Origin of the sequence: Brevundimonas sp. SGAir0440, assembly GCF_005484585.1 — a bacterium.
Lineage (GTDB): Bacteria > Pseudomonadota > Alphaproteobacteria > Caulobacterales > Caulobacteraceae > Brevundimonas.
In genome coordinates, this window is sequence record NZ_CP039435.1 from 1,289,488 (window position 1) to 1,310,873 (window position 21,386).

Annotated in this window: 23 protein-coding genes and 1 pseudogene; 11 read left to right on the plus strand and 13 right to left on the minus strand. The window is 68.0% G+C overall.

Translation table 11 applies throughout. The annotated features are described in order from the left end of the window. Positions 1–98 precede the first annotated feature (98 nt). The 3 genes from E7T10_RS06250 (at position 99) to E7T10_RS06260 (ending at position 4,125) form a co-directional block, all read left to right on the plus strand. Positions 99–662, plus strand: a complete 564-nt coding sequence (locus tag E7T10_RS06250; protein WP_246846124.1) for an RNA polymerase sigma factor — start codon at positions 99–101, stop codon at positions 660–662. Positions 663–747: 85 nt separating this feature from the next. After that, complete coding sequence (locus E7T10_RS06255; RefSeq protein WP_137721138.1) at positions 748–1,728, plus strand: FecR domain-containing protein; 981 nt, start codon at positions 748–750, stop codon at positions 1,726–1,728. Between the two features lie 63 nt (positions 1,729–1,791). Continuing rightward, a complete protein-coding gene (locus tag E7T10_RS06260; protein ID WP_137721139.1) occupies positions 1,792–4,125 on the plus strand; it encodes a TonB-dependent receptor in 2,334 nt (777 codons plus the stop codon). Here E7T10_RS06260 and E7T10_RS06265 read toward each other — a convergent pair whose 3' ends face one another. Further along, a complete protein-coding gene (locus tag E7T10_RS06265) occupies positions 4,126–4,815 on the minus strand; it encodes a VIT family protein (protein ID WP_137721140.1) in 690 nt (229 codons plus the stop codon). 141 nt (positions 4,816–4,956) lie between these two features. On the opposite strand from E7T10_RS06265, the gene E7T10_RS06270 reads away from it, so the two are divergent. Next, positions 4,957–5,994: a DNA adenine methylase gene (locus E7T10_RS06270; protein WP_137721141.1), complete on the plus strand. Its 1,038-nt coding sequence runs from the start codon at positions 4,957–4,959 to the stop codon at positions 5,992–5,994. Positions 5,995–6,056: 62 nt separating this feature from the next. Further along, on the plus strand, positions 6,057–6,335 hold the full coding sequence (locus E7T10_RS06275; protein WP_091748209.1) for a hypothetical protein: 279 nt from the start codon (positions 6,057–6,059) through the stop codon (positions 6,333–6,335). A gap of 7 nt (positions 6,336–6,342) precedes the next feature. Here the strand turns inward: E7T10_RS06275 and E7T10_RS06280 are convergent, their stop codons facing one another. The 7 genes from E7T10_RS06280 to E7T10_RS06310 all read right to left on the minus strand — a co-directional run bounded on the left by E7T10_RS06280 (position 6,343) and on the right by E7T10_RS06310 (position 11,867). Further along, positions 6,343–6,924, minus strand: a complete 582-nt coding sequence (locus E7T10_RS06280) for a ribonuclease HII (protein ID WP_137722576.1) — start codon at positions 6,922–6,924, stop codon at positions 6,343–6,345. Between the two features lie 52 nt (positions 6,925–6,976). Next, on the minus strand, positions 6,977–7,585 hold the full coding sequence (locus E7T10_RS06285; protein ID WP_137721142.1) for a DNA-3-methyladenine glycosylase I: 609 nt from the start codon (positions 7,583–7,585) through the stop codon (positions 6,977–6,979). A gap of 423 nt (positions 7,586–8,008) precedes the next feature. Beyond that, positions 8,009–8,767 carry a 3-oxoacyl-ACP reductase gene (locus tag E7T10_RS06290; protein WP_137721143.1) on the minus strand — a complete coding sequence of 253 codons (759 nt, stop codon included), beginning with the start codon at positions 8,765–8,767 and terminating at the stop codon, positions 8,009–8,011. A gap of 8 nt (positions 8,768–8,775) precedes the next feature. Continuing rightward, positions 8,776–9,579, minus strand: coding sequence for a folate-binding protein YgfZ (locus E7T10_RS06295; protein WP_137721144.1), 804 nt, complete (start codon positions 9,577–9,579; stop codon positions 8,776–8,778). 50 nt (positions 9,580–9,629) lie between these two features. Continuing rightward, on the minus strand, positions 9,630–10,982 hold the full coding sequence (locus E7T10_RS06300) for a response regulator (RefSeq protein ID WP_246846125.1): 1,353 nt from the start codon (positions 10,980–10,982) through the stop codon (positions 9,630–9,632). Positions 10,983–11,085: 103 nt separating this feature from the next. Then, positions 11,086–11,652, minus strand: a complete 567-nt coding sequence (locus E7T10_RS06305) for a hypothetical protein (protein ID WP_137721146.1) — start codon at positions 11,650–11,652, stop codon at positions 11,086–11,088. Then, positions 11,649–11,867, minus strand: a complete 219-nt coding sequence (locus E7T10_RS06310; protein ID WP_137721147.1) for a hypothetical protein — start codon at positions 11,865–11,867, stop codon at positions 11,649–11,651. Before E7T10_RS06310 ends, E7T10_RS06305 begins: the two co-directional genes overlap by 4 nt. A gap of 86 nt (positions 11,868–11,953) precedes the next feature. Between E7T10_RS06310 and E7T10_RS06315 the strand changes: the two genes are divergently transcribed. From E7T10_RS06315 to E7T10_RS06325, 3 genes are all read left to right on the plus strand, one after another. Beyond that, positions 11,954–12,913 (plus strand): glycosyltransferase family 9 protein, encoded by a 960-nt coding sequence (locus tag E7T10_RS06315; protein WP_137721148.1) that lies wholly within the window; start codon positions 11,954–11,956, stop codon positions 12,911–12,913. Between the two features lie 163 nt (positions 12,914–13,076). Further along, positions 13,077–14,408 (plus strand): dihydroorotase, encoded by a 1,332-nt coding sequence (locus E7T10_RS06320; protein WP_137721149.1) that lies wholly within the window; start codon positions 13,077–13,079, stop codon positions 14,406–14,408. Continuing rightward, positions 14,405–15,127, plus strand: a complete 723-nt coding sequence (locus E7T10_RS06325) for a prephenate dehydrogenase/arogenate dehydrogenase family protein (RefSeq protein ID WP_137721150.1) — start codon at positions 14,405–14,407, stop codon at positions 15,125–15,127. Before E7T10_RS06320 ends, E7T10_RS06325 begins: the two co-directional genes overlap by 4 nt. 29 nt (positions 15,128–15,156) lie before the next feature. Here E7T10_RS06325 and E7T10_RS06330 read toward each other — a convergent pair whose 3' ends face one another. The 4 genes from E7T10_RS06330 to E7T10_RS06345 form a co-directional block, all read right to left on the minus strand. Next, positions 15,157–15,501, minus strand: coding sequence for a hypothetical protein (locus tag E7T10_RS06330; RefSeq protein ID WP_137721151.1), 345 nt, complete (start codon positions 15,499–15,501; stop codon positions 15,157–15,159). Positions 15,502–15,570: 69 nt separating this feature from the next. After that, entirely contained in the window at positions 15,571–16,503 is a 933-nt protein-coding gene (locus E7T10_RS06335; protein ID WP_137721152.1) for an alpha/beta hydrolase, read from the minus strand. Positions 16,504–16,514: 11 nt separating this feature from the next. Further along, a complete protein-coding gene (locus E7T10_RS06340) occupies positions 16,515–17,195 on the minus strand; it encodes an SdpI family protein (RefSeq protein ID WP_137721153.1) in 681 nt (226 codons plus the stop codon). Continuing rightward, positions 17,192–17,497: a metalloregulator ArsR/SmtB family transcription factor gene (locus E7T10_RS06345; RefSeq protein WP_137721154.1), complete on the minus strand. Its 306-nt coding sequence runs from the start codon at positions 17,495–17,497 to the stop codon at positions 17,192–17,194. Before E7T10_RS06345 ends, E7T10_RS06340 begins: the two co-directional genes overlap by 4 nt. 106 nt (positions 17,498–17,603) lie before the next feature. Here E7T10_RS06345 and E7T10_RS06350 point away from each other — a divergent pair, with 106 nt between their 5' ends. From E7T10_RS06350 to E7T10_RS06360, 3 genes and pseudogenes are all read left to right on the plus strand, one after another. Continuing rightward, positions 17,604–19,790, plus strand: a complete 2,187-nt coding sequence (locus tag E7T10_RS06350; protein ID WP_371276186.1) for a TonB-dependent receptor — start codon at positions 17,604–17,606, stop codon at positions 19,788–19,790. Continuing rightward, positions 19,700–20,889, plus strand: a pseudogene (locus tag E7T10_RS06355) (PepSY-associated TM helix domain-containing protein). Before E7T10_RS06350 ends, E7T10_RS06355 begins: the two are co-directional and overlap by 91 nt. Then, complete coding sequence (locus E7T10_RS06360; protein WP_210416171.1) at positions 20,886–21,083, plus strand: hypothetical protein; 198 nt, start codon at positions 20,886–20,888, stop codon at positions 21,081–21,083. Before E7T10_RS06355 ends, E7T10_RS06360 begins: the two are co-directional and overlap by 4 nt. Here the strand turns inward: E7T10_RS06360 and erpA are convergent. Beyond that, positions 21,067–21,384, minus strand: coding sequence for an iron-sulfur cluster insertion protein ErpA (erpA, locus tag E7T10_RS06365; RefSeq protein WP_039245694.1), 318 nt, complete (start codon positions 21,382–21,384; stop codon positions 21,067–21,069). The two genes, E7T10_RS06360 and erpA, sit on opposite strands and share 17 nt — an antisense overlap. Positions 21,385–21,386 lie beyond the last annotated feature (2 nt).

Here is a 21,386-nt window from a genome sequence, read left to right on the forward strand (position 1 = left end):
CGGGCCAGAGACGACGCGGTGCGGCGACCCCCACAAAAAAATCTTTCGCCGTCGCAATCGCGGTTGCCGCAGAGGGCGCAGCAACCCACGATGGGGTGGTGAACGCCTCTTCCGGTCCCCCTCAGCACGACCCGAGCCGACCGGCGCGGCAAGCCCTGGCGGACGCGTGGCTGGACAGCCGCCCCGCCTTGGTGCGCTTTCTGACGGCGCGCACGGGATCGTCGGCTGCGGCCGAAGATCTGGCGCAGGATGTCTGGGTGCGGCTGCAATCCATTACCGAGGAGGCCGCCGCCGAGGTCCGCCACCCGCAGGCCTTCCTCTATCGGATCGCCGCCAATCTGGCCCTGGATGCGTCCAAGGCGCAGCGTCGTGCCGGCGCGCGCGATCTGGAATGGCGGCGCGCTTCCGCTATCGATGATGCGGCCGAAGCCCAGGATGCGCCGTCGGCAGAGGACGCTGTCTGGGCCAAGCTGAAGCTGGAAAAGGTTGTCGCCGCGATTGACCGGATGCCGCCCAAGGCCGCAGAGGCCTTCCGTCTGCACAAGATGGCCGGGCTCAGCCAGGCCGAGGTGGCCGAACGGATGGGCGTCTCGCGCAGCGCGGTCGAAAAATACGTTTCCGCCTCGCTGAAGGAACTGCTGCTGCGGGTCGGTTGGCCATGACGACCGGATTTCGCCATTTTTCATTGAGGATGCGGCGCGACCGTGTCGTCTCTCCCCCAAAGCCCGCTCGGGCCCGGACCGGATCATGACCCAAGACGCCGTCATCAAGGACGAGGAGATCGCCGCCCAGGCCGCCGCCTGGGTCGTGCGTCTGCGCGCCGATGATGTGACGATTGCGGACATCGACGCGGCGACGGCCTGGCTCGATCAAGACCCGGCCCATCGGCGCGCCTTCGACGAGGCCGAGGGGCTGTGGGCGGCGTCGGATGTCCTAGACGACCGTTCCGACGTTCAGCCGGCGCCAGTCATCGACCTGTCGGCGCACCGCGAGCGGCGCAAGGGACCGGGGCGGCGATGGATGGTCGCGGTCCCGGCGATGGCTGCGGCCCTCGCCGCGGCGATCTTCCTGGGTCCGATGCTGCAAACCGCGCCGACCGTGGTGTACAGCACCGCGCCCGGCGAAACGCGGACGGTGACGCTGGACGACGGATCGCGGCTTGAGATCAACGGCGGCTCGACCCTGTCGGTGAAGATGGAGCGAGGACGGCGTCTGGTGCATATGGATCAGGCCGAGGCCACCTTCGACGTCGCGCATGACGCCGGCCGACCCTTCCTGATCAATGTCGGCGAAAGCCAGGTGCGCGTGGTCGGCACGGCCTTCAACATCCGCCGATCCGCCGATGACACCCAGGTGGCGGTGCTGCGGGGCGTTGTCGAGGTCAGCGACCTGAAACAGCCCGCGCGGCGGGTGCGTCTGACGGTCGGTCAGTCGGTGCAGCGCGACGACGCCGACGACCGGATGACCGTGGCCCCCGTCGATGTCCGCACCGCGGCCGCCTGGACCTTGGGGCGACGGGCCTATGACGATCGGCCGCTGCGCGAGATCGTCGCCGACCTCAACCGCGCCTTCGCCACGCCGGTGACCGTGGCGCCGAATGCGGCGAACCTGCGCTTCTCCGGCACGCTGGTGCTTGATGACGAAGCGGCGGTGATCGGCCGGCTGGAACGGTTCCTGCCGATCAAGGCCACTCGCGGGCCGCAAGGGGTTCGTCTAGAACGGCGCTGAACCTGCTTCGGACGTCGCGTTTTGGTACGAGCCTTCCTCTGCGCCCTGGTCGTCGTTTGCGGTGTGACCACGCCGTCGATCGGCATGGCCCAAGAGCGTTCGTCGCTTCAGGTGTCGGTCTCGCCTCAGCCGTTGCGGACGGCCGTTCTCGACTTCGGCCTGCAGGCGGGCGTCAGCATCGACGCCGCCGGAGCCGAGCGATGCGGCCCCACGCGCGGGGTGAGGGGCCGACTTTCCGTCGATGCCGCCTTGTCCAGATTGATGCTGGGCACGCACTGCGTCGCGACCCGCGTCGGCGACGGCGCCTACAGGATCGTGCGGATCGCCGCCGCGCCGCCTGCCGTGGCGCGGACGATCTCGGCGCCGCCCGCGCCCGTGACCCCGACGACGCTGGATGAAGTCGTGGTGACGGCGTCACGCACGGACAATCTGCTGCTGTCGCGCGCCCCCTACGGCCTGTCGTCGCTGGATGGGGTGACGCTGGAACGGGCCGGGGTCAGCGACCTTGACGGCGTCGCCGCGCGCGTCTCCGGCCTGACGGTCACCAATCTGGGGCCGGGGCGTGACAAGCTCTTCATCCGCGGCCTGGCGGACGGACCCGTTGCGGGACAGGCGCAAAGCCTGATCGGGCTCTATCTCGACGATGTGCGCCTGACCTATGACGCGCCCGACCCGGCGTTGCGTCTGGCCGACATCGAACGGGTCGAGGTTCTGCGCGGGCCGCAGGGGGCGTTGTACGGCGCCGGTTCGATGGGCGGCGTCGTCCAGATGGTCAGCCGCGCGCCGGACCTGGACGGCGTCTATGGGCGGGTGACGGCGGAGGGGGCGCTGACGGCTGGCGGCGCGCCGGGCGACGCCGTCGAGCTGATGATCAACGCCCCGATCCTGCGTGATCGCCTGGCGGTCCGGGTCGTCGGCTATGACGAGACGGTCGGGGGCTACGTCGATGATCAGGCCCTTGGCCTTAGCAATACCGGCGGTATGCATCGGCAGGGGCTGAGGGCGGCGGCGTTGCTGCGTCTGACGCCCGGCTGGACCTTGAAGACGGGCTTCCTGGCCCAGACCATCGACGTCGACGACAGCCAGTACGCCAACCTGGGCGGCGACCAACCCTATGCGCGTCGTCGCAGCCTGACGGAGCCCAGCCGCAACGATTTCGACGGCGTCTGGGCCTCGGTGGACGGAGATTTCGGTTGGGCGCGGCTTCGGGCCTCATCCAGCGTTCAGTCGCATGGGCTTGACGCGCGTTACGATGCGACGCCTGCGGCCGGACTGTTCGGACTGACGGGCGCAGCGGCGCTGGACCAGGCCGACGACCTGTCGGCAGCGGTGCATGAGGTGCGGTTGAACGGCGAATTCGGCGCGCGACTGAAATGGAGCGCCGGGCTGTTCTTCTCGGAATACACCCACACCCGCACCGTCGCGATCTCGGACGGGCAGGGCGGGCCGGGGGTCTATCGACAGCACAGGCGCGACCATGTGGACGAGGCGGCCCTATTCGGCGACGCCGCCTATGCGCTGAACGACCGCCTGAAGATCACGGCCGGCGCGCGCCTGTTCCGCATCGGGGTCGAGCATCGCAGCGAAACCGACGGCGATCCGACGCAGGTTTCTGAAGAAGACGCGCTGGTCGATATCACCCCGCGTTTGGTGATCGAGTATGACCGAGGCCCCTTCGTCTTCTACGCCCTGGCGACCGAGGGTTATCGCGGGCCGGGCTTCAACGCCGGCGCCGTGCCGGGCGGCGATCAGCAGCCCGCGCGACGGGTGAAGCCGGACGAGATCCTCGCCGGCGAGGCGGGCGCGCGCTTCACCCTGTTCGAAGGGCGACTGCGCGGGCGAAGCGCGGTCTTCGTCGCCGATTGGCGCAACATCCAGTCGGACCGGTTCGACGCCCGGGGTCTGCCCTTCACCGCCAATCTGGGCGACGGCCGCAATCGCGGCATCGAGGGTGAGGTCGAATGGCGCGACGGCCCATGGACGCTGGATGCGCATGCCGTCGTCAACGATCCCGAATTGACCCGACCGGACCCCGGTTTCGCGCTGGGGACCGATACGCGCCTGCCGGCGGTCGCCGATTTCAGCGTGCAGGCCGGCGTCGTGCATGAGGCGCATCTGGCGCATGCGACGGTGCGATCCGAGCTTCGCCTGGGCTATGTCGGCCCCACCGATATCGCCCTGTCGCCGACCTCCACCGGCGCCTCGGCCGGCTATCTGACCAGTTCGCTGGGCGTCGGCGTCGAGATCGATCGCTGGGCGATCAGGGCGTCGGTGGACAATCTGTTCAACCGCAGCGACGACACCTTCACCTTCGGCAATCCCTTCTACGCCTCGGGCGACATCAGCACGCCGCAACGACCGCTCACCGCCCGCCTGGCCCTGACCGCCCGTTTCTGATCAGGCGGCGATGTGGAACAGGCGGCCCACGCCTGCGGTGATGGCCATGGCGAGCGCGCCCCAGAAGACCACGCGCAGAACCGATCGTCCGATCGGCGCGCCGCCTGCGCGGGCGCCCAGGGCGCCCAGCACGGCCAGACCCAGCAGGGCGGAAGCCGCGACCCAGATCGCCAGCGTGTCCAACGGCGCGACAACGGCGACGATCAGAGGCAGGGCGGCCCCGGCCGAGAAGGTGATCGCCGAGGTCAGCGCCGCCTGGATCGGCCGTGCGGTGGTGATCTCCGAAATACCCAGCTCGTCGCGCGCATGGGCGCCCAGCGCGTCATGCGCCATCATCTGGCGCGCCACCTCGGTCGCCAGATCCGGCGCGACGCCTCGCCCGACATAGATGCCGGCCAGTTCGCGCGTCTCCGCCTCGTGATCGCCGGCCAGTTCGACCGCCTCGCGCGCCAGATCGGCCTTTTCGGTGTCGGACTGCGAACTGACCGAGACATATTCGCCCGCCGCCATCGACATGGCGCCCGCCGCCAGTCCCGCCACGCCCGCGATCAGTATGCCGCCATGACTGGTCGCCGCCGCCGCGACGCCCACCATCAGACTGGCCGTCGACACCAGCCCGTCATTGGCCCCCAACACCGCCGCCCTAAGCCAGCCGATCCGATCGACCCGATGGGTTTCACTGTGGGACATGCGCCTTCTCCCTAATCGCCGCACCGAGCATGGACCGCGCGTTGGCTTGAAGCCAGGCGCGGCGGTTGGATTCCGACGATCCGGGCAACTTCGCGCGTCTTGCGACAACCGCTATGCTGCCGCGATGAGTCGGGCCGCGTCATGATCAAATATATCGGCTCCAAGCGCGCCTTGCTGGGGCATGTGACGGGTGCGGTGGCGGGGGTGCTGCCGCAGGGCGGGCGGGTGTGCGATCTGTTTTCGGGCACGGCGCGGGTCGGGCACGCCTTGAAGAAGCAGGGGTTTCAGGTCTGGTCGAACGACCTGAACGCCTATGCCCACGCCCTGGCGACGACCTATGTCCAGGCGGATCGGGAACGGTGGGTCGAGCGGGCCGAGATCGTGCTGGCCGAGCTGCGGACGGTGAAGCCCGAGGCGGGCTGGTTCACCCAGGCCTTTTGTAAGGATGCGCGGTATTTCCACCCGGACAACGGTGCGCGGATCGACGCCATGCGCGACCGGATCGAGGTCATGGGACTGGAGCCGGAACTCAAGGCCATCGCCCTGGTCAGCCTGATGGAGGCGGCGGACCGGGTGGATTCCACCGCCGGGGTTCAGATGGCCTATATGAAGCAGTGGGCGCCGAGGGCGCTGAAGACGCTGGAGCTGCGCACGCCGGACCTGGTTCCAGCCGTGGGCGGGCCGTGCCGCGCGACGCAGGGCGATGCGGTCGAGATCGCCGAACAGGTCGAGGCGGACCTGGTTTATCTGGACCCGCCCTATAACCAGCATTCCTATCTGGGCAACTACCATTGCTGGGAGAGCCTGGTGCTGTGGGACCGGCCTGAGACCTATGGGGTCGCCAACAAGCGGGTGGACGTGAGGACGCGCAAGAGCGCCTTCAACAGCCGGCCCGGCATCGGCCCGGCGCTGCGGACGGTGATCGAGCGGCTCAAGGCGCCGAACCTGATCGTCAGCTTCAACGACGAGGGGTATCTGAGCCGCGCCGATCTGGTCGAGATGCTGTCGGCGCGAGGCCATGTGCAGGTGCTGGAGATGGCGCATCCGCGCTATGTCGGCGCCCGGATCGGAATCCATAATCCCAAGGGCAAGAAGGTCGGGCAAGTCGGGCGGCTCAAGAATGTCGAGCACCTGTTCGTGGTAACCGAGCAGCCGGTCTCCTTGCCCGTGGCCGCATAGACACCAATGAAAACAACGAAGGGTAGGGCGGAACGCGAATCGCTGCGTGCCGTTGTGGGACTATGCAACCGCACCCGTACACCGCCCCCAAGACCGATCGCCCCGACGACTACCGTGTGCGTCCGGCGGCCGAGCCGCGCTCTTGGGCGCCGCGGACGGCGGATGCGACCTTCACCCACAACGCCGCGCGCTACACGCGGCCGGTCGAAGCGGCTCAACCCATCGAACAGATCGATGTCGAGCCCGAGGTGGCGCCGCCGCCACGCTGGATGATGGCGATCGCCGGGGCGGCAGTAGCGGCCCTGATGGGCGCCCTGCTGGGCGGCTTCCTGCACATCTGAGACGGCGTCAGGCCTCCTGCAACAGCGCCCTGATCGGCGACCAGCTGCGCCTGTGGGCGGGGCAGGGGCCTAGGGTTTTCAAGGCGTTCTGATGGATGGGGGCGTTGTAGCCCTTGTGGCTGGCGAAGCCGTACCCGGGATACTGGGCGTCCAGATCGATCATCAGCCGATCCCGCGCGGTCTTGGCCAGGATCGAGGCCGCCGCGATGGATAGCGACAACCCGTCGCCGCCGACGACCGTCTGGATTTCGCAGGGAAGCTTGAAGCGATAGTTGCCGTCGACCAGGGCGGCGACCGGCTGGACCTGCAAGGCCTCGATGGCGCGGCACATGGCCAGGCCCGTGGCGTGCAGGATGTTCAGTTCCTCGATCTCGTCGACAGAGGCGAAACCGATGCCCCAGGCGACGGCGCGGGCCTTGATCTCAGGCTCCAGTGCGGCGCGACGCTTTTCCGTCAGGGCCTTGGAATCGTCGATGCCGGGCGGCAGGTCGTCAGGGTTCAGGATCACGGCCGCCGCCGAGACGGGCCCGGCCCAGGGACCACGCCCGGCCTCGTCCACGCCGCAGACGTGACCGTTGACCCGCTGCATCAGCACATTTTCCAGCGCGAGGGTCGGGAAGGCTTTCGGATTTGCGGGGGCTTTAGCCATGGCTCGCCATCGCACGAACCTGGGCGTGACGGAAGCAGGTCGTCTGGTGATCGTTGACCATGCCGACGGCCTGCATGAAGGCATAGACGATGACCGGGCCGCAGAAGTTGAATCCGCGCTTTCTCAGGGCCTTGGCCATGGCGACGGACTGTTCGGTCTGGGTCGGGGCCTGGCGATAGTCGGCGTAGGGGGTCTGGATCGGCTCGCCGCCGACGAACGACCAAAGCCAGGCGGAGAAGTCCTCGCCGTCATCGCGCATCTGGAGCCAGATCTGGGCGCCCCGGATGGCGGCGTTGATCTTGGCGCGCGAGCGGATGATGCGCGGATCGTTCAGCAGGCGCTCAATGTCGGCTTCGTCGTAGCGGGCGACGATCTCGGGATCGAAACCGTCGAAGGCGTCGCGGATGCCCTCGCGTTTTCTGAGGATGGTGATCCAGGCGAGACCGGCCTGAAAGCCGTCGAGCACCAGCTTTTCCCACAGGGCGCGGGGATCGCGCTCGGGCACGCCCCATTCGGTGTCGTGATAGGCGACATAGAGGGGGTCTGTCCCGCACCAGCCGCAGCGGCCGCCGAGACCCTCTGAGGCGTGTGAGTCGGTCATGGCCTGACGTTGCCAGTCTGTTCCGATTGAGGAAAGGGTGTTGTGCCTCGAGGCAACGGAGAAAAAACACCGTCTAAAGTGTCTAATTCGTCTAATCTCGGAGGCTGGGCTCGGGTGGATGCGGTCAGGTTTTGCGGCCTCTGGTGTAAAACCGCGCATAGTAGAGGCGTCGGCGGCGGGGGCCGGTCGATTGACGCTGGTCGCAAGCAAAATACTGAAATGTTTGTGGAAATTTCGCGGCGATACGATGGATGGCGTCGCTTGATCCCTCTCCCATTGGGAGAGGGCTTGAGCGCACGGCGGCGATAGCCGTCGTTCTGGCGCGAAAGTTTGAGGGTCGGATTGTGCGAACTGGCCCCCGTCCGACCCTCATCCGGTTCTGCGGGCCACCTTCTCCCAGCGGGAGAAGGAATATCGCGGGCTTCAGTCCCGGACCAATCCGCCGTCCACGACTAGGTTCTGGCCGGTGACCGCGCGGCTCCAGGGGGAGGCGAAGAAGAGGACGGCGTCGGCGAACTCTTGCGGGGTCGTGACGCTGCGCAGCGGGGTCATGCCGGCGATCAGGTCGAAGACGGCCTCGGGCGTGGCGGCGCTGGCGTCGGTGGTGCGCAGTAGGCCGCCCGAGACCATGTTGACGGTGACGCCGTCGGGGCCGAGGTCGCCGGCGGCGGTGCGGGTCAGGCTGAGCAGGGCGGCCTTGGCGGCGGTGTAGTCATGGTAGGGCACGACCGGATTTTGAAACAGGTTGGTGCCGATGTTGACGATGCGGCCGAACCGGGCGGCGGCCATGCCGGGCGCGGTCGCCTGGATCAGGTTCAGGGCGCCGCGCACGACGGTCGAAAACTGGCGATCCATCTCGTCCCAGCCGATGGCGGTCATTTGGGAGCGGGCGTCGCCGTTGAAGCTGTAGTCCAGGGCGTTGTTGACGACGGTGGTGACGGCGGCGCCGAAACGGCCTTGCGCGGCCGCGACCATGGCGTCCACGGCCGCGCGGTCGGTCACGTCGGCCTGGAGGGCGAGGGCGCGCTCGCCGATCTCGGCGGCCAGGGCGTTCGCGGCCTCGCCGCTGTTCCTCCAGTTGATGACGACGCGAGCGCCTTCGTGGGCGAAGGCGCGGACGCAGGCGGCGCCGACGCCGCGCGCCCCGCCGGTGACGAGGACGATCTGATCGGCGATCTTCATGGGGGGACTCACACGTTGGAGGAGGGGAGGACGTCCTCGCCCATCCAGGCAGGTTTGCGCAAGCGCACCGGGCGGCCGTTCACGGTCAGGTCGCCGTCGAGGCGGTCGACGCGCAGCAGGGCCATGGCCGAACCGTCCTGACCCGAGAGGACCTCGCCCGCGCGCAGTTCGCCCTTCAGCACCTCGGCGCCGAAGGCGGGGGGCGGGCCGTCGAAGTCCAGCGGCAGCATCCGGTTCTTGATCGTGCCTCGGCGCTTCATCCGCGAGGTCGTTTCCTGGCCGACGAAACAGCCCTTGTGGAAGTCGATGCCGTTCAGCAGGTCGAAGTCCGCCTCGATCGGATAGGTCTTGTCCTGGGGCGCGTCGGCGGTCGGATCGGGCAGGCCGACGGACAGACGGTGGGCGTCGTAGTCGGCCTCGGCGGCGTCCGCAGTCGCCTCGCCATAGAGACGGCCGCCCATCAGGGGCGTGCGGGGGTCGGGGATGAAGCCGGCGGGCGCCTCGGGCCAGGCGGCGAAGACCGGGCGGTCGTCGGCGGCGACCTGAACCTTGGCGCGCAGCCTGTACATCGACAGCCGCTGTATCATGGCGTCGCGGCGGTTGGCGGCGACATCCAGCAGGACGCCGTCAGCCTGTCCCAGAAGGAACAGGTCGAACAGCAACCGGCCGGGCGGGGACAACAGGGCGCCGAAGCGCAGCTCGCCCTCGGCCAACGTCTCCACATCCTGGGTCAACAGATTGTGCAGAAAGGGTTTCGCATCCTCGCCCGTGACGGAGATCAGGGCGCGACTGTCGAGACGGGCGATGGGCATGGGGCGAAGATAGGGCGCACGGCGTGGCTTCAGAAGACGCCGCGCCGAATTTAGGCGACAGCGACCGCCGCTTCCTCGAGGCGAGGATCGAAGGTGCGCCAGTCGCTGGCGCCCCAGGCGGTGACGCGCATGACCAGGTCGACGATGTTCATCGGCTTGGCGATGCAGTCGTCCATGCCGGCCTGTTCGTACTGGGTCAGCTGTTCCGGCAGGGTGTTGGCGGTCAGGGCCAGGATCGGCGTGCGGCCCACGACGCCGGGCAGGGCGCGGATGGCGCGGGTCGCTTGGACGCCGTCCATCACGGGCATCTGGATGTCCATCAGGATCACGTCCCAGTCGCCGGTGCGGGCGGCCTCGACGCCTTGTTCGCCGTCGTTGGCGGTGGCGCAGGCGATGCCCTGGGCCGTCAACACCGCCATGACCAGGGCGCGGTTGCTGTCGTGATCGTCGACATAGAGGACGCGCAGGGCAGGGGCGTCCTCATTGGCCGGCGGGGCGGGCTCGGCCGGGGTGTCTGAGGGCGCCAGGGGAACGACGTTGTCGGCCGACAGGTCGATCATGTCGTTGACGACGGACAACAGGCGCTGGCCCGCGCCGTTGATGCGGGCGGCCTGATCGGCCTGTTCGTCGGGCAGGCCGGCCTTGGACAACAGGTCGGAGAAGCCGATGACCGCATTCAGGGGCGTGCGCAGTTCGTGCGACATGTCCGTCAGGAACTTCTGCCGGGCCTCGGCCATCGCTGTCTTCTGCTCGGCGGCGACGCGGGCCTGTTCGGCCTCGATCCGTTCGGTCACGTCGATCTCGTTCAGCAAGACGCCGAGGTGGCCCGTAACGGGGTCCGTCACGGGACGAATGTCCAGATGGTGCCAGCGCACGCCCTCGCGCGTGATGATCTCGCAGACGTCGGAAATCGCTGATCCCGACAGGGCGGCCGCCAGCATGGGCTGGGCGCGCTCGGGTTCGGCGAATCGGGCCTCGAAGGGGTGCGCGGTCGATCCGTAGGCGGCGAAGGCCGACGGATTGGAGAAGATCGGGCGGGCTTCGCTGTCGAACAGGGTGATCAGGGTCGAGGTGTGGCGCAGGGCCTCGACCGCGCGACGCTCCTCGTTTTCCACCGCAATCGGCGCGGCCTCGAACAGCAGGACAGGCGTACCGTCCGTCAGGCGATAGGTCGAGATCACCGCGGACACCGTCAGCGGCCGCCCGTGCGGGTAGAAGGTCCAGTCTTCCGTCAGGGTCTCGCCATTGGCGGTCTCGCGCGCCAGACGCTCGGTGCGGGCCAGGACGGCGGGGGAGACGTTGCTGAAATCGCGCGCCAGGAGGGCGTCGAGATTGTCGGACCCCCAGAGGTCGAGCGCGGCCGCATTGGCGTAGACGCCGCGCAAGGCAACCGGATCAAACATCCAGATCGGTCGTTTCAGCGCGTTCCAGGCCTGCATCGACGGCGTGCCCTTTCCAGCGACGGCGTTACGGATTTCACCGTAGGGCCAAGGGCTTAAGCTTCGGCTAAGCTTTCGGACGATCCTGGGTTGTCACCGCATATCGCGCGACGACGCCGTCCGGCTGAAAATCGTGTTCGGCCAGCCGGTCGAGCGACATCAGGACGCGGGTCGTGAAGGCGTCAGGGTCGCCATCCTCGATCGCCGGGCGCAGCCAGTCGGTGACGACGGCGCGGGCGGGATAGGTTCCAACGGGGCCGGGAATGCTGAGCGCGACCTCGATCCCTTCCGCGACCCAGCCGGCGACGGTCACGAAGACGTCGGGCGAGGCCAGGAAGTCCGAGCGGCGCAGGACATACAGGGTGATGACCCCGTCCTCCACGCCGTCGGGCCGAACGATGACGCCGCTGCGATCCGGCCGCCAGTCGTCGGACAGCTCGACCACACGCCACAGGCAGAACCAGATGCGGCAGGTGTTCGGCCGGATTGCGTGGACCGAACAGCCGGCGCCGTCGACGCAATAGGCGCACAGCTCGCCCGTCGGCTTGGCCAATTCCGGCAGGTTCAGCGGAATGACCCGGCAGCATTCGACGCAACCGCCGCAGCTCCGGCCGGGAAGGAGGGGCAGGCTCACCCGGCCGAACGCTCCAGCCGGGCGATGCGGCGGTCCATGTCGGCGACGACCGCCTCCAGCCGGGCCTTTTCGGAGGCCATGTCGATCGGCGTGCCATCCTCGTAGGAAATCGTCGCGCCCTTGGCGATCAGATCCAGCCGGTAGATGGCCGTCACGCGCTGGGCCTTGAAGCGTTCGAGGGCAGCTGTCTCGGCGGGATCGGGCGTCTGGCTCATGCGCGTCGCTGTAGCGCATGGAGCCTTCCTGTGGAAACACGCGTTTGGCGCTGAACCGCAGATAGAATCCCTGTATCCGTCGACGGATGATCGGGCGGTTTCCCATCCTGTACATCGCCGAGGCGGACGCCGAGGACGCCGTGCTGTCCTCTGGCGTTCTGGCGCATCTGGTCGAAAGCCTGCCGCACGCGACCTTCACCATCGTCGGATCGGCCGCCAGCGCGCCGCTGTTCGCCGATACGCCGCGCCTGACGAAGTTGATCGTGCTGGAGCGCGAGGGCCATTTCGAATGGATCGCCCTGTGGAACCAGGTGCGGGCGACCAAATGGGGCCTGGTCGTGGACATGCGCGGCTCGGACCTGTCGGGCAAGTTGAGGCGGCACAAGCGCGCGGTGCGGGGCAAGGATCAGCCGGGCCTGCATGCGGTCGAGGCGGCGGCGGCGGTGCTGAAGCTGGATCCGGACGAGATTCCGGCGCCGAAACTCTATGTCTCGGATGAGACGCGGGCCCAGGTCGAGGCGCTGATCCCGGCGACGGGCGGTGACGGGCCGATCCTGGCGGTCGGGCCGGGCGTGGAATGGATGGGCAAGCGCTGGCCGGCCGAACGCTACGCCAAGGTGGCGGCCAAGCTGCTGGCCGACGACGGACCTCTGGCGGGCGGGCGGCTGATGATCGTGGGCGAGGAGATCGACCGCGAGGCGGCGCACACGATCCGCTACGCCGTGCCGCGCGCGCGGGTGATCGAGCTTCAAGGCAAGCTGACGCGGCTGCAGACGGTCGCGGCCCTGTCGACGTCGGTGCTGTACATCGGGGCGGACTCGATCTGGACCCAGCTGGCCGTGGCCTCGGGCGTACCGGTCGTCGCCGCCTTCGGGCCGTCGGATGAGACCGTGCGCGGACCCTGGAAAGGCGAGGCCGTGCGCGGGCCGCGCACCTATGACGAGTTCAAAAAGCTGGATCCGCGCCTGAACCAGGCGATCCAGCATATGATGGACCTGCCGTGGGAGCGGGTGCTGAAGGCGGCGCAGCGAGTGTTGAAACGTTGATCATGTCTTCCGTCATCCTCGGGCTTGACCCGAGGATCGAGGGTTCCGCTGAGCGGTGGTTCCGGTAGAAGCATGGCGTCAATGCGTCGCCTGTCGCGATGCGGACAGTCCGATCCTCGGGTCAAGCCCGAGGATGACGGAGTGAAAGAAAGGACGTCGCCCCATGACCCAGACCTATGACCTGATCGTCCGTGGCGGCGAGGTGGCGAACCATGCGGGGCGGGGCATGGCGGATGTCGGGGTGATCGACGGCAAGATCGCCTTCATCGGCGACCTGAGCCAGGCCTCGGCGGGCGAGGTCTTCGACGCGACGGGTCTGACGGTCCTGCCCGGCGTGATCGACACCCAGGTCCATTTCCGCGAGCCGGGGCTGGAGTGGAAGGAAGATCTGGAGACGGGAAGCCGCGCGGCGGCCCTGGGCGGCGTCGTCGCCGTGTTCGAGATGCCGAACACCAACCCCAACACCACCGATCCCGACACCATGGCCGACAAGCTGGCGCGGGCGAAGGATCGGATGTGGACTGACCACGCCTTCTACGTCGGCGGCACGCATGAGAATGCGGACTATCTGGGCGAGCTGGAGCGGTTGCCGGGCTGCTGCGGGGTCAAGGTCTTCATGGGCGCCTCGACCGGGGACCTGCTGATCGCCGACGACGAGGGGGTGAGGAAGGTCCTGTCCAATGTACGCCGCCGCGCCACCTTCCACTCCGAGGACGAATACCGCCTGGTCGAGCGTCGCGGCCTGGCCCGCACCGGCGACTGGACCAGCCATCCCGAGGTGCGCGACGCCGAGAGCGCCATCCGCTCCACCCGGCGCCTGGTCGGCCTGGCCAAGGAGACGGGCGCGCGCATCCACGTGCTGCACGTCACGACCCGGGAAGAGATGGAATATCTGCGCTTCCACAAGGATGTCGCCACCGTCGAGATCACGCCCCAGCACCTGACCCTGGTCGGACCGGAAGCCTATGAGCGGCTGGGCAGCTATGCCCAGATGAACCCGCCGATCCGGTCGCAGGAGCATGTGGACGCGCTGTGGCTGTGGGGGATGCAGCAGGGCGTGGCGGATGTGCTGGGCTCCGACCACGCGCCGCACACCAAGGAAGAAAAGGCCAAGCCCTATCCGGCCTCGCCGTCCGGCATGCCGGGGGTGCAGACGCTGGTGCCGCTGATGCTGACCCATGTCGCCAATGGACGGTTGAGCCTCGAGCGGTTCATCGACCTGACTTCGGCGGGGGCGCAGCGGGTGTTCGGCACGGCGAACAAGGGGCGGATGGCCGTCAGCTATGACGCCGACCTGACCATCGTCGATCTGAAGGCAAAGAGAACAATTAGACACGACCAGCAGGCGACGCGCTGCGGCTGGACCCCGTTCGACGGGGTGGAGGCGACCGGCTGGCCGATGGCGACCATCGTGCGCGGGCGGGTGGTGATGCAGGACGGCGAATTGATCGGATCGGCGCACGGGCGGCCGGTGCGCTTCATGGAGACGCTGTGAGGGAAAGGCTCGGCCTGATCGGTTTCGGCGCCTTTGGGCGGCTGACGGCGCGGCATCTGTCGGCCGGGTTCGATATCCTGGCGCATGATCCGGCGGCGAGCGATGACGAGTGCCTCGTGACCCTGACCGATCTGGCGACCGCTGCGGCCTGTCCCACGGTGGTGCTGGCCGTGCCGGTCGAGGCGTTGGAGGCGACGCTGATCGCCATCGGCCCGCACCTGAGGCCCGACGCCCTGGTCATCGACGTGGGCTCGGTGAAGGTGAAGCCGGCGCAGGCGATGGAGGCCCTGCTGCCGCCCGGCGTGCGGATCGTCGGCACCCATCCTCTGTTCGGGCCGCAGAGCGGCAAGGACGGCATCGCGGGCCTGCGGATCGCCGTGTGCGAGGTGCGGGGCGCAAGAGACGCTCGCCGCGTCGCCGCCTTCTGCCGCCGCGCGCTGGGGCTGAGGGTGTTTCAGGTCAGCCCCGAGGACCATGACCGGGAGGCCGCGACGGTGCAGGGCCTGACCCATCTGATCGCCCACGTCCTGATGGCGATGGAGCCCCTGCCGACGCGTATGACCACCGCCAGTTTCGACCGGCTGATGCAGGCTGTCGACATGGTCCGCCACGACAGCCCCGCCGTCTTCCGCGCCATCGAACGCGACAACCCGTTCGCGGCCGAGGTGAGAGAGCGGTTCTTTGCGTTGGCGGATGAGGCGCGGGGCGGGTTGGACTAACTTTAAGGCAAAGTTCTCATGATCGCCATTCAGCCCCCCGGCGGATGGCAGGGGCGAGGACCAGAAGCGAGAGCGTAAAACGATCCGAGTGGCGTGTCATAGCGCATGAGCTCCATCTCTTCGCCGACCAGGCACGAAATGCGTCTGTACACTTTGATCCTGGCCAAGCGGCCTTCCACATCAACGATAGCCGCAGGAGCATTGCGCCGTTCGCTTCCGGCGACATCGAACGAAATCACCTTGCCCTTGGTGGATTGCGGCGCGCTAACAAAGGCTACCACCATCGCCATCACGACGGCGAGTACGATTACAATGAGCGCTCCACCAAGAGCGACCTTATGAAAGGTCCATACCACCCGAAGTTCGTTGATCACCCTGCGCATGCTCAAGCGAGCCTCGGTCGCCTGAATAGTTTTTTCAAGCCGGTCAGATGTTGATGACGATTAATGCGCCCGGATGAACGCCCCTACATCCTCAGCCACGCCTGGCGCCAGCGGTAAGGCCGGGTCGGCATAGGTCGCCAGATTGGCGGCGCGGTCGGCGGGGGCGGTCTTGAGGAGGTGGTTGACGCCGTCCCAGAGTTTCAACGTGGCTCTGGGGTTGGCGGCGGCGAGGGCTTGCGCGTCCGTAGTGCCGATCTGGAGGTCGGTGGTGCCCTGGCCGATGAAGACCGGGCCGTCGTAGGCGGCGAGCAAGGCGGCGGGGTCCAGCGCGAACCACGAAATCAGGAAGGGCTGGACCGACGGGCGGAACAGGGCCGCCAACGCGGGCGGCGTGTCGGCGACGGTGCGGCCAGCCTCCAACTCGCTCAAGGCGGCGAAGGCCTGGGGCTTCATCGGCTCGGGCAGGCCGGCGTCTAGTTGTTCTCGGATGCTCGCGCCCGCCGGGCGACCGGCGCCGGCCAGCAGGATCAGGCCGCAGACCTTGTCGTCTCCGCCGTCGACCGCCTTCAGCGCGACCAGGGCGCCTTCACTGTGGCCGATCAGCCAGGCGCAGGGCTGTCCCGTTCGCGAGGCGGCCTCGGCGGCCCAGGCGCGCGCATCGTCGGCCAAGTCTGTGAAACGCAGCTTGGTTTCGTCGAACCCGGCGGCTGTGCTGGCCGCGACGCCGCGCTTGTCGATGCGCAGGGTGGCGACGCCCTGTTCCGCAAGTCCCTCGGCCAGCAGGCGATAGGTGGAGGCGGCGACGCCCATCGGGCTGTTCCCGTCCCGATCGGTCGGGCCTGAGCCGGGCAGAATGACGGCGACGGCCGTCGGCGCCTCCGGCGTCAGCAGCGTGCCATGCAGGGGCGCGGGCTGGGCGGGCAGGGCGATGTCGGTGGAGACCGGGCCGGCAAGCAGGCTGGCGGCGAGAAGGGCGTGGGTCAGCATCAGCATGGCAGTCTCCTTCAGAAGGGTTGGCGGTCGGGATCGGCGCGCCACACGCGCCAGCTTTCAAAGATCGAAAGGCCTGCGACCACGATGACGGCGGCGATCAGGGCCATGACGCCATAGGGCGAGGGCGCAAGCGGCGCGGCGATCAGGCCGGTCAGACCGACCAGACAGAACAGCCGGCCGGCCAGACGGTTCGAGCGATCCCAGGCCAGGCGGCTCTTATAGTTCCAGGGGGTGCGCACGCCGATCAGGGGATTGGGCGCGACACGGCCGAGGAAGGCACCGGTGACCAGCAGGATCAGCGACAGGGCGCCGGTCATGACGGCGGGGCCGCTGTCGACGGTCGCGTGCCCCAGGCTGGCCCAGGTGATCATCTGGCCGATAGCGGCGAAGATGAAGACGGTCAGCCCCTGACCGATCCGCATCGAGCGACGCCGTGAGGAGTCACCCTGATCCTCGGCGCGCAGGGCGACCAGACCCAGGCCGGCGGCGGCGATGAAGCCGATCACCGCCATGCCGCCCGCGAAGGTCGCGAACTCCACCCGGTCGCCCCAGCGATCCACCTGCCAGTCCGCGTTCCAGTGCATCGGCATCGGCGTCGTCGGGCCGTTGACGCCGATGTAGAGGGCGAACGCCGCCTGCATGCCGAAGACGGCGAGGGTCAGATAGTCCAGCAGGGACAGGCGATCCTTCATCGGCGTGTTTCCTTTGAGGGGTGGGGCAGGGGGCCGGTCGCCTCGCCGGTTCCGACGATGTCCATCAGAAAGGCCATCGCCTCCTCGACCGCCGAGATTTCCAGGCGATAGCGGATGGTCTGGCCCTCGCGCTCCGGGCTGACCAGGCCGGCCTCCTTGAGGGCGTTGAGGTGGCCGGTGATGGTGGGCCAGCTCATGTCAAAGGCAGCGGCGATATCGCCGGAGGCCAGCGGACCGGCGCGCAACATGGCGATGATGCGACGACGCACCGGATGCGACAGGGCCTTGAACAGCGTGTTCATAGCAATCTTCCTAATTAGGAAATCAGCTAAATGCAATATGTCGCGGGTGCGGCGGATTGCATTGCGCCCACCGATCGGGCTAGGGACGCGCAACTTGATTTTGAGAATGCGTATCAAAATGCTTTGCCTTCGCCGTGCCTCCGTTCTTTTGACCGCCAGCGCCCTTGCGCTGACGCTCGCCGCGCCGGCCCTGGCGCAGCAGGCGGCGGCCCCGGCGGAGCTGGGCGAGATCGTGGTGACGGGATCGCAGGTGCGGCTGACGGCGCCGGCGGCGGGCGGTCAGGTGGCGCGCGGCGGGCGCATCGGTCTGCTGGGCAATCTGGGCGTGATGGACACGCCGTTCTCGACCGCCAACTACACCGAAAAACTGGTGCGTGATCAGCAGGCGCGCGGCATCGGCGACGTGCTGCAGAACGATCCGACGGTGCGTGTGTCCAAGGGGTTCGGCAACTTCCAGGAGCTGTATATCGTTCGCGGCTTTCCGGTCTATTCGGACGATATGAGCTACAATGGGCTCTATGGCGTCTTGCCGCGCCAGTTCGTGGCGGCCGAACTGGTCGAGCGGGTCGAGGTGTTTCGCGGGGCCTCAACCTTCCTGAACGGCGCTGCGCCGGGCGGAACGGGGGTCGGCGGCGCCTTCAACCTGACGCCGAAGCGGGCGGGCGACGCCCCCCTGACGCGCCTGACCGGGGGCGTGTCGGGCCGTGACGAGATCTATGCCGCCGCCGACCTGGCCCGCCGTTTCGGCGACGACGGCGAATGGGGTGCGCGCCTGAACATCGCCAGCCGTGCGGGCGAGAGCGCCGTGAAGGACGAGACCGGCCAGCTGCGGGTCGTCGGCCTGGGGCTGGACCGCCGAGGCGATCGCGCCCGGTTTTCGGCCGATCTGGGCTGGCAGGATCACCGGATCGATGCGCCCCGCCCCAGCGTGACGCCGGGAACCGCCATCCCGGACGCGCCCTCGGCCGACAAGAACTTCGCCCAGCGCTGGACCTACACCGACGAGGAGCAGCTGTTCGGCGCCGTGCGCGGCGAGCTTGACCTGACCGACAGCATCAGCGCCTGGGCCGCCTTCGGCGGGCGTCAGGGCGAGGAAGACAACAGCCTGGCCAATCCGCGCGCCGATGCGGCGGGTGCGATCCGCGGCTATCGCTTCGACAATATTCGCGAGGACACGGTGTGGTCGGGCGACATCGGCGTGCGCGCCGACCTGACGACTGGCCCGGTCGACCATCGCCTGGTCGCCTCGGCCTCGCAGATCCAGTCCAAGTCCAAGAACGCCTGGGCGGCGTCGAACTTCGCCGGCTATGCGATGGGAACGCTGACCAGTCCGCTGCTGTCGCCGGCGCCGACCATCACGAGCGTCTCGGGCGATCTGGATGATCCCAACGTCACCGAGCGGGTCAAGAACACCAGTTTCGCCGTCGCCGATGTGCTGTCCTTCCTGGATGGACGGCTGCTGGCGACCGTTGGCCTCCGCTATCAGGAGATCGAGACAAAATCCTACACCTACGCAGACGGATCGAGCCTGTCCTCCTATTCCAGCGACGCGACGACGCCGGCCTTCGCCGTGGTCTACAAGCCCAACGACGCGATCTCGCTGTACGCCAACTATGCTGAAGCCCTGGTTCCGGGCACGACCGCACCGGCGGTGGTCAATGGCGTGACGGTGGCGAACGGCGGCGAAGTGCTGTCGCCGTTCCGCGCCGAGCAGGCCGAGATCGGCGCCAAATACGACGCCGGTTCATATGGCGGCACGCTGAGCGTCTTCCGCACGACCCTGCCCAGCGCCTTCTTCGATCCGAATACCGCTGTCTATTCGGACGGCGGCGAGCAGGAGAACAAGGGCGTCGAGCTGACCGTCTATGGCGAACCGGTCGCAGGCTTGCGTCTGATCGGGGGCGCGACATGGCTGGACGCCGAGATCAATCGGTCGCTGACCGCCGCCAATGCGAGCAAGTCGGCGATCGGCGTGCCGGACTTTCAGGCCAATCTGAACGTGGAGTGGGACGTGCCGATGGTCAGCGGCCTGACGGTCGAGGGCCGGGCGGTCCATACCGGCGCCCAGCCGGCCAATGCGACGAATACGCTGGAGCTGGAGAGCTGGACCCGGTTCGACGCCGGCGTGCGCTACGCCTTCGTAGCGGGCGACAAGCCGGTGACGCTGCGCGCGCGGGTCGAGAATGTCGCGGACGAGGATCAGTGGGTCGCCGTCGGCGGCTATCCGGGATCGAACTATCTGACGCTGGGCGCGCCGCGGACCTTGCGTCTGTCGGTCTCGACCGAGTTCTGATCCGCGTCGGCCGATGCACGCCCGGACGATCCGCGCCTGGACCTGGACGCACAAGTGGTCGAGCCTGATCTCGACCCTGTTCCTGCTGATGCTGTGCGTCACAGGACTGCCGCTGGTGTTCAGCCATGAGCTTAACGAGGCGCTGCTGCATGAGCCGTGGGCGCCGAAGAACCCGGGCCGACTGCTGACGCTGGATGAGGTGCTGGCCGCCGGTCTGGCCAAACATCCGGGCGAGGTTCCGGCCTTCATGAGCTTCGACGAAGACCGGCCGGTGGTGAACGTCACCAGCCGCGCCCCTGACGCCCCGGCCGGCAAATACAGTTTCGAGCCCATCGATCAGACCAGCGGCGAGGGCGCGCCGCTGGTCGCCGGTCATCCGGTGATGGAGTTCCTGCTTCAGCTGCACACCGACATGTTCCTGGGGCTGCCGGGAATGCTGTTTCTGGGCGCGATGGGGCTGTTGCTGGTCGTGGCCGTAGTGTCGGGCGTGGTGCTGTATGCGCCCTTCATGCGTCGGCTGCCGTTCGGGACGGTGCGGGTCAAGAAGGCGGCGCGGACGCGGTGGCTGGACTATCACAATCTGCTGGGCGTGGTGACGGCCGCCTGGGTGTTGGTGGTGGGGCTGACGGGTGTGGTGAACACTCTGGCCACGCCCATCCTGGCCTATTGGAAAGAGACGGCGCTGAAGGAGTTGACCGTCGCCTACGATGCGCCGGCGCCCGCGCAGGGGCGGGCCTCGCTGGATGCGGCGGTGGAGCGGGCCAAGGCGGCGCTGCCGGGCATGAGCCTGCAGTTCGTGGCGTTTCCGGGAACCGACTATTCGACCGACCACCACTATGCCGTCTTCTTCCACGGCGACACGCCGCTGACGACGCATATGACGACGCCGGCCCTGATCGACGCGCGGACGGGGGAACTGGCGGCGGTGGCGCCGATGCCTTGGTATGTGAAGACCCTGTCGCTGTCGCAGCCGCTGCATTTCGGCGACTATGGCGGGCTGGCGCTGAAGATCCTGTGGGCGCTCCTGGACATCGCCACCATCGTGATTTTGGGGTCCGGTCTTTATCTTTGGCTGGGCAAGGGGAGGCGGAAGGCGTGAGCCGTCGCCGTCACAACCCGAGGGATCTGAGCCTGTGGGCCATCTTCCGCGCGCCCATCTCCCTGTTCGCGCTCAGCCTGATCGGGCTGGTGGGCGCGCTGTTGCAGGATGGGGTGTGGGACTGGGCCTTTGCGGCCTTGCTGGCCACGCCGATCCTGGCGACCGGCTGGGCCGTCGTCAGATCGAGAAGCTGACGCCGCAGCCGCAGCTGGATGCGGCGTTCGGGTTCCTGACCACGAACTGGGCGCCGGCCAGTTCATCGACATAGGCGATCTCGGAGTTCTTCAGGAAGGGAACCGAGACGGGGTCGATCAAGGCGGTCTGGCCGTCGGCCTGGATGCGCAGATCGTCGTCCTCGGCCGTCTCGACCAGTTCGAACCGATACTGGAAGCCCGAGCAGCCGCCGCCGTCCACCGCGACGCGCAGCATCAGGGTCTTGCCCTCGGCCGCGCCCAGCTTGGCCAGTCGCTTGGCGGCGCTGGCGGCCAGGACGATGC

What these genes read in the sequence shown, in the direction of transcription:
- E7T10_RS06310 (WP_137721147.1), bottom strand. Translation starts at nt 11,867, where the DNA reads ATGAGCCAGACGCCCGATCCCGCCGAGACAGCTGCCCTCGAACGCTTC.
- E7T10_RS06350 (WP_371276186.1), top strand. Translation starts at nt 17,604, where the DNA reads ATGCGTATCAAAATGCTTTGCCTTCGCCGTGCCTCCGTTCTTTTGACC.
- E7T10_RS06315 (WP_137721148.1), top strand. Translation starts at nt 11,954, where the DNA reads ATGATCGGGCGGTTTCCCATCCTGTACATCGCCGAGGCGGACGCCGAG.
- E7T10_RS06300 (WP_246846125.1), bottom strand. Translation starts at nt 10,982, where the DNA reads ATGTTTGATCCGGTTGCCTTGCGCGGCGTCTACGCCAATGCGGCCGCG.
- E7T10_RS06290 (WP_137721143.1), bottom strand. Translation starts at nt 8,767, where the DNA reads ATGAAGATCGCCGATCAGATCGTCCTCGTCACCGGCGGGGCGCGCGGC.
- E7T10_RS06270 (WP_137721141.1), top strand. Translation starts at nt 4,957, where the DNA reads ATGATCAAATATATCGGCTCCAAGCGCGCCTTGCTGGGGCATGTGACG.
- E7T10_RS06285 (WP_137721142.1), bottom strand. Translation starts at nt 7,585, where the DNA reads ATGACCGACTCACACGCCTCAGAGGGTCTCGGCGGCCGCTGCGGCTGG.
- E7T10_RS06345 (WP_137721154.1), bottom strand. Translation starts at nt 17,497, where the DNA reads ATGAACACGCTGTTCAAGGCCCTGTCGCATCCGGTGCGTCGTCGCATC.
- E7T10_RS06265 (WP_137721140.1), bottom strand. Translation starts at nt 4,815, where the DNA reads ATGTCCCACAGTGAAACCCATCGGGTCGATCGGATCGGCTGGCTTAGG.
- E7T10_RS06255 (WP_137721138.1), top strand. Translation starts at nt 748, where the DNA reads ATGACCCAAGACGCCGTCATCAAGGACGAGGAGATCGCCGCCCAGGCC.
- E7T10_RS06335 (WP_137721152.1), bottom strand. Translation starts at nt 16,503, where the DNA reads ATGCTGATGCTGACCCACGCCCTTCTCGCCGCCAGCCTGCTTGCCGGC.
- E7T10_RS06280 (WP_137722576.1), bottom strand. Translation starts at nt 6,924, where the DNA reads ATGCAGCGGGTCAACGGTCACGTCTGCGGCGTGGACGAGGCCGGGCGT.
- E7T10_RS06320 (WP_137721149.1), top strand. Translation starts at nt 13,077, where the DNA reads ATGACCCAGACCTATGACCTGATCGTCCGTGGCGGCGAGGTGGCGAAC.
- E7T10_RS06295 (WP_137721144.1), bottom strand. Translation starts at nt 9,579, where the DNA reads ATGCCCATCGCCCGTCTCGACAGTCGCGCCCTGATCTCCGTCACGGGC.
- E7T10_RS06340 (WP_137721153.1), bottom strand. Translation starts at nt 17,195, where the DNA reads ATGAAGGATCGCCTGTCCCTGCTGGACTATCTGACCCTCGCCGTCTTC.
- E7T10_RS06275 (WP_091748209.1), top strand. Translation starts at nt 6,057, where the DNA reads ATGCAACCGCACCCGTACACCGCCCCCAAGACCGATCGCCCCGACGAC.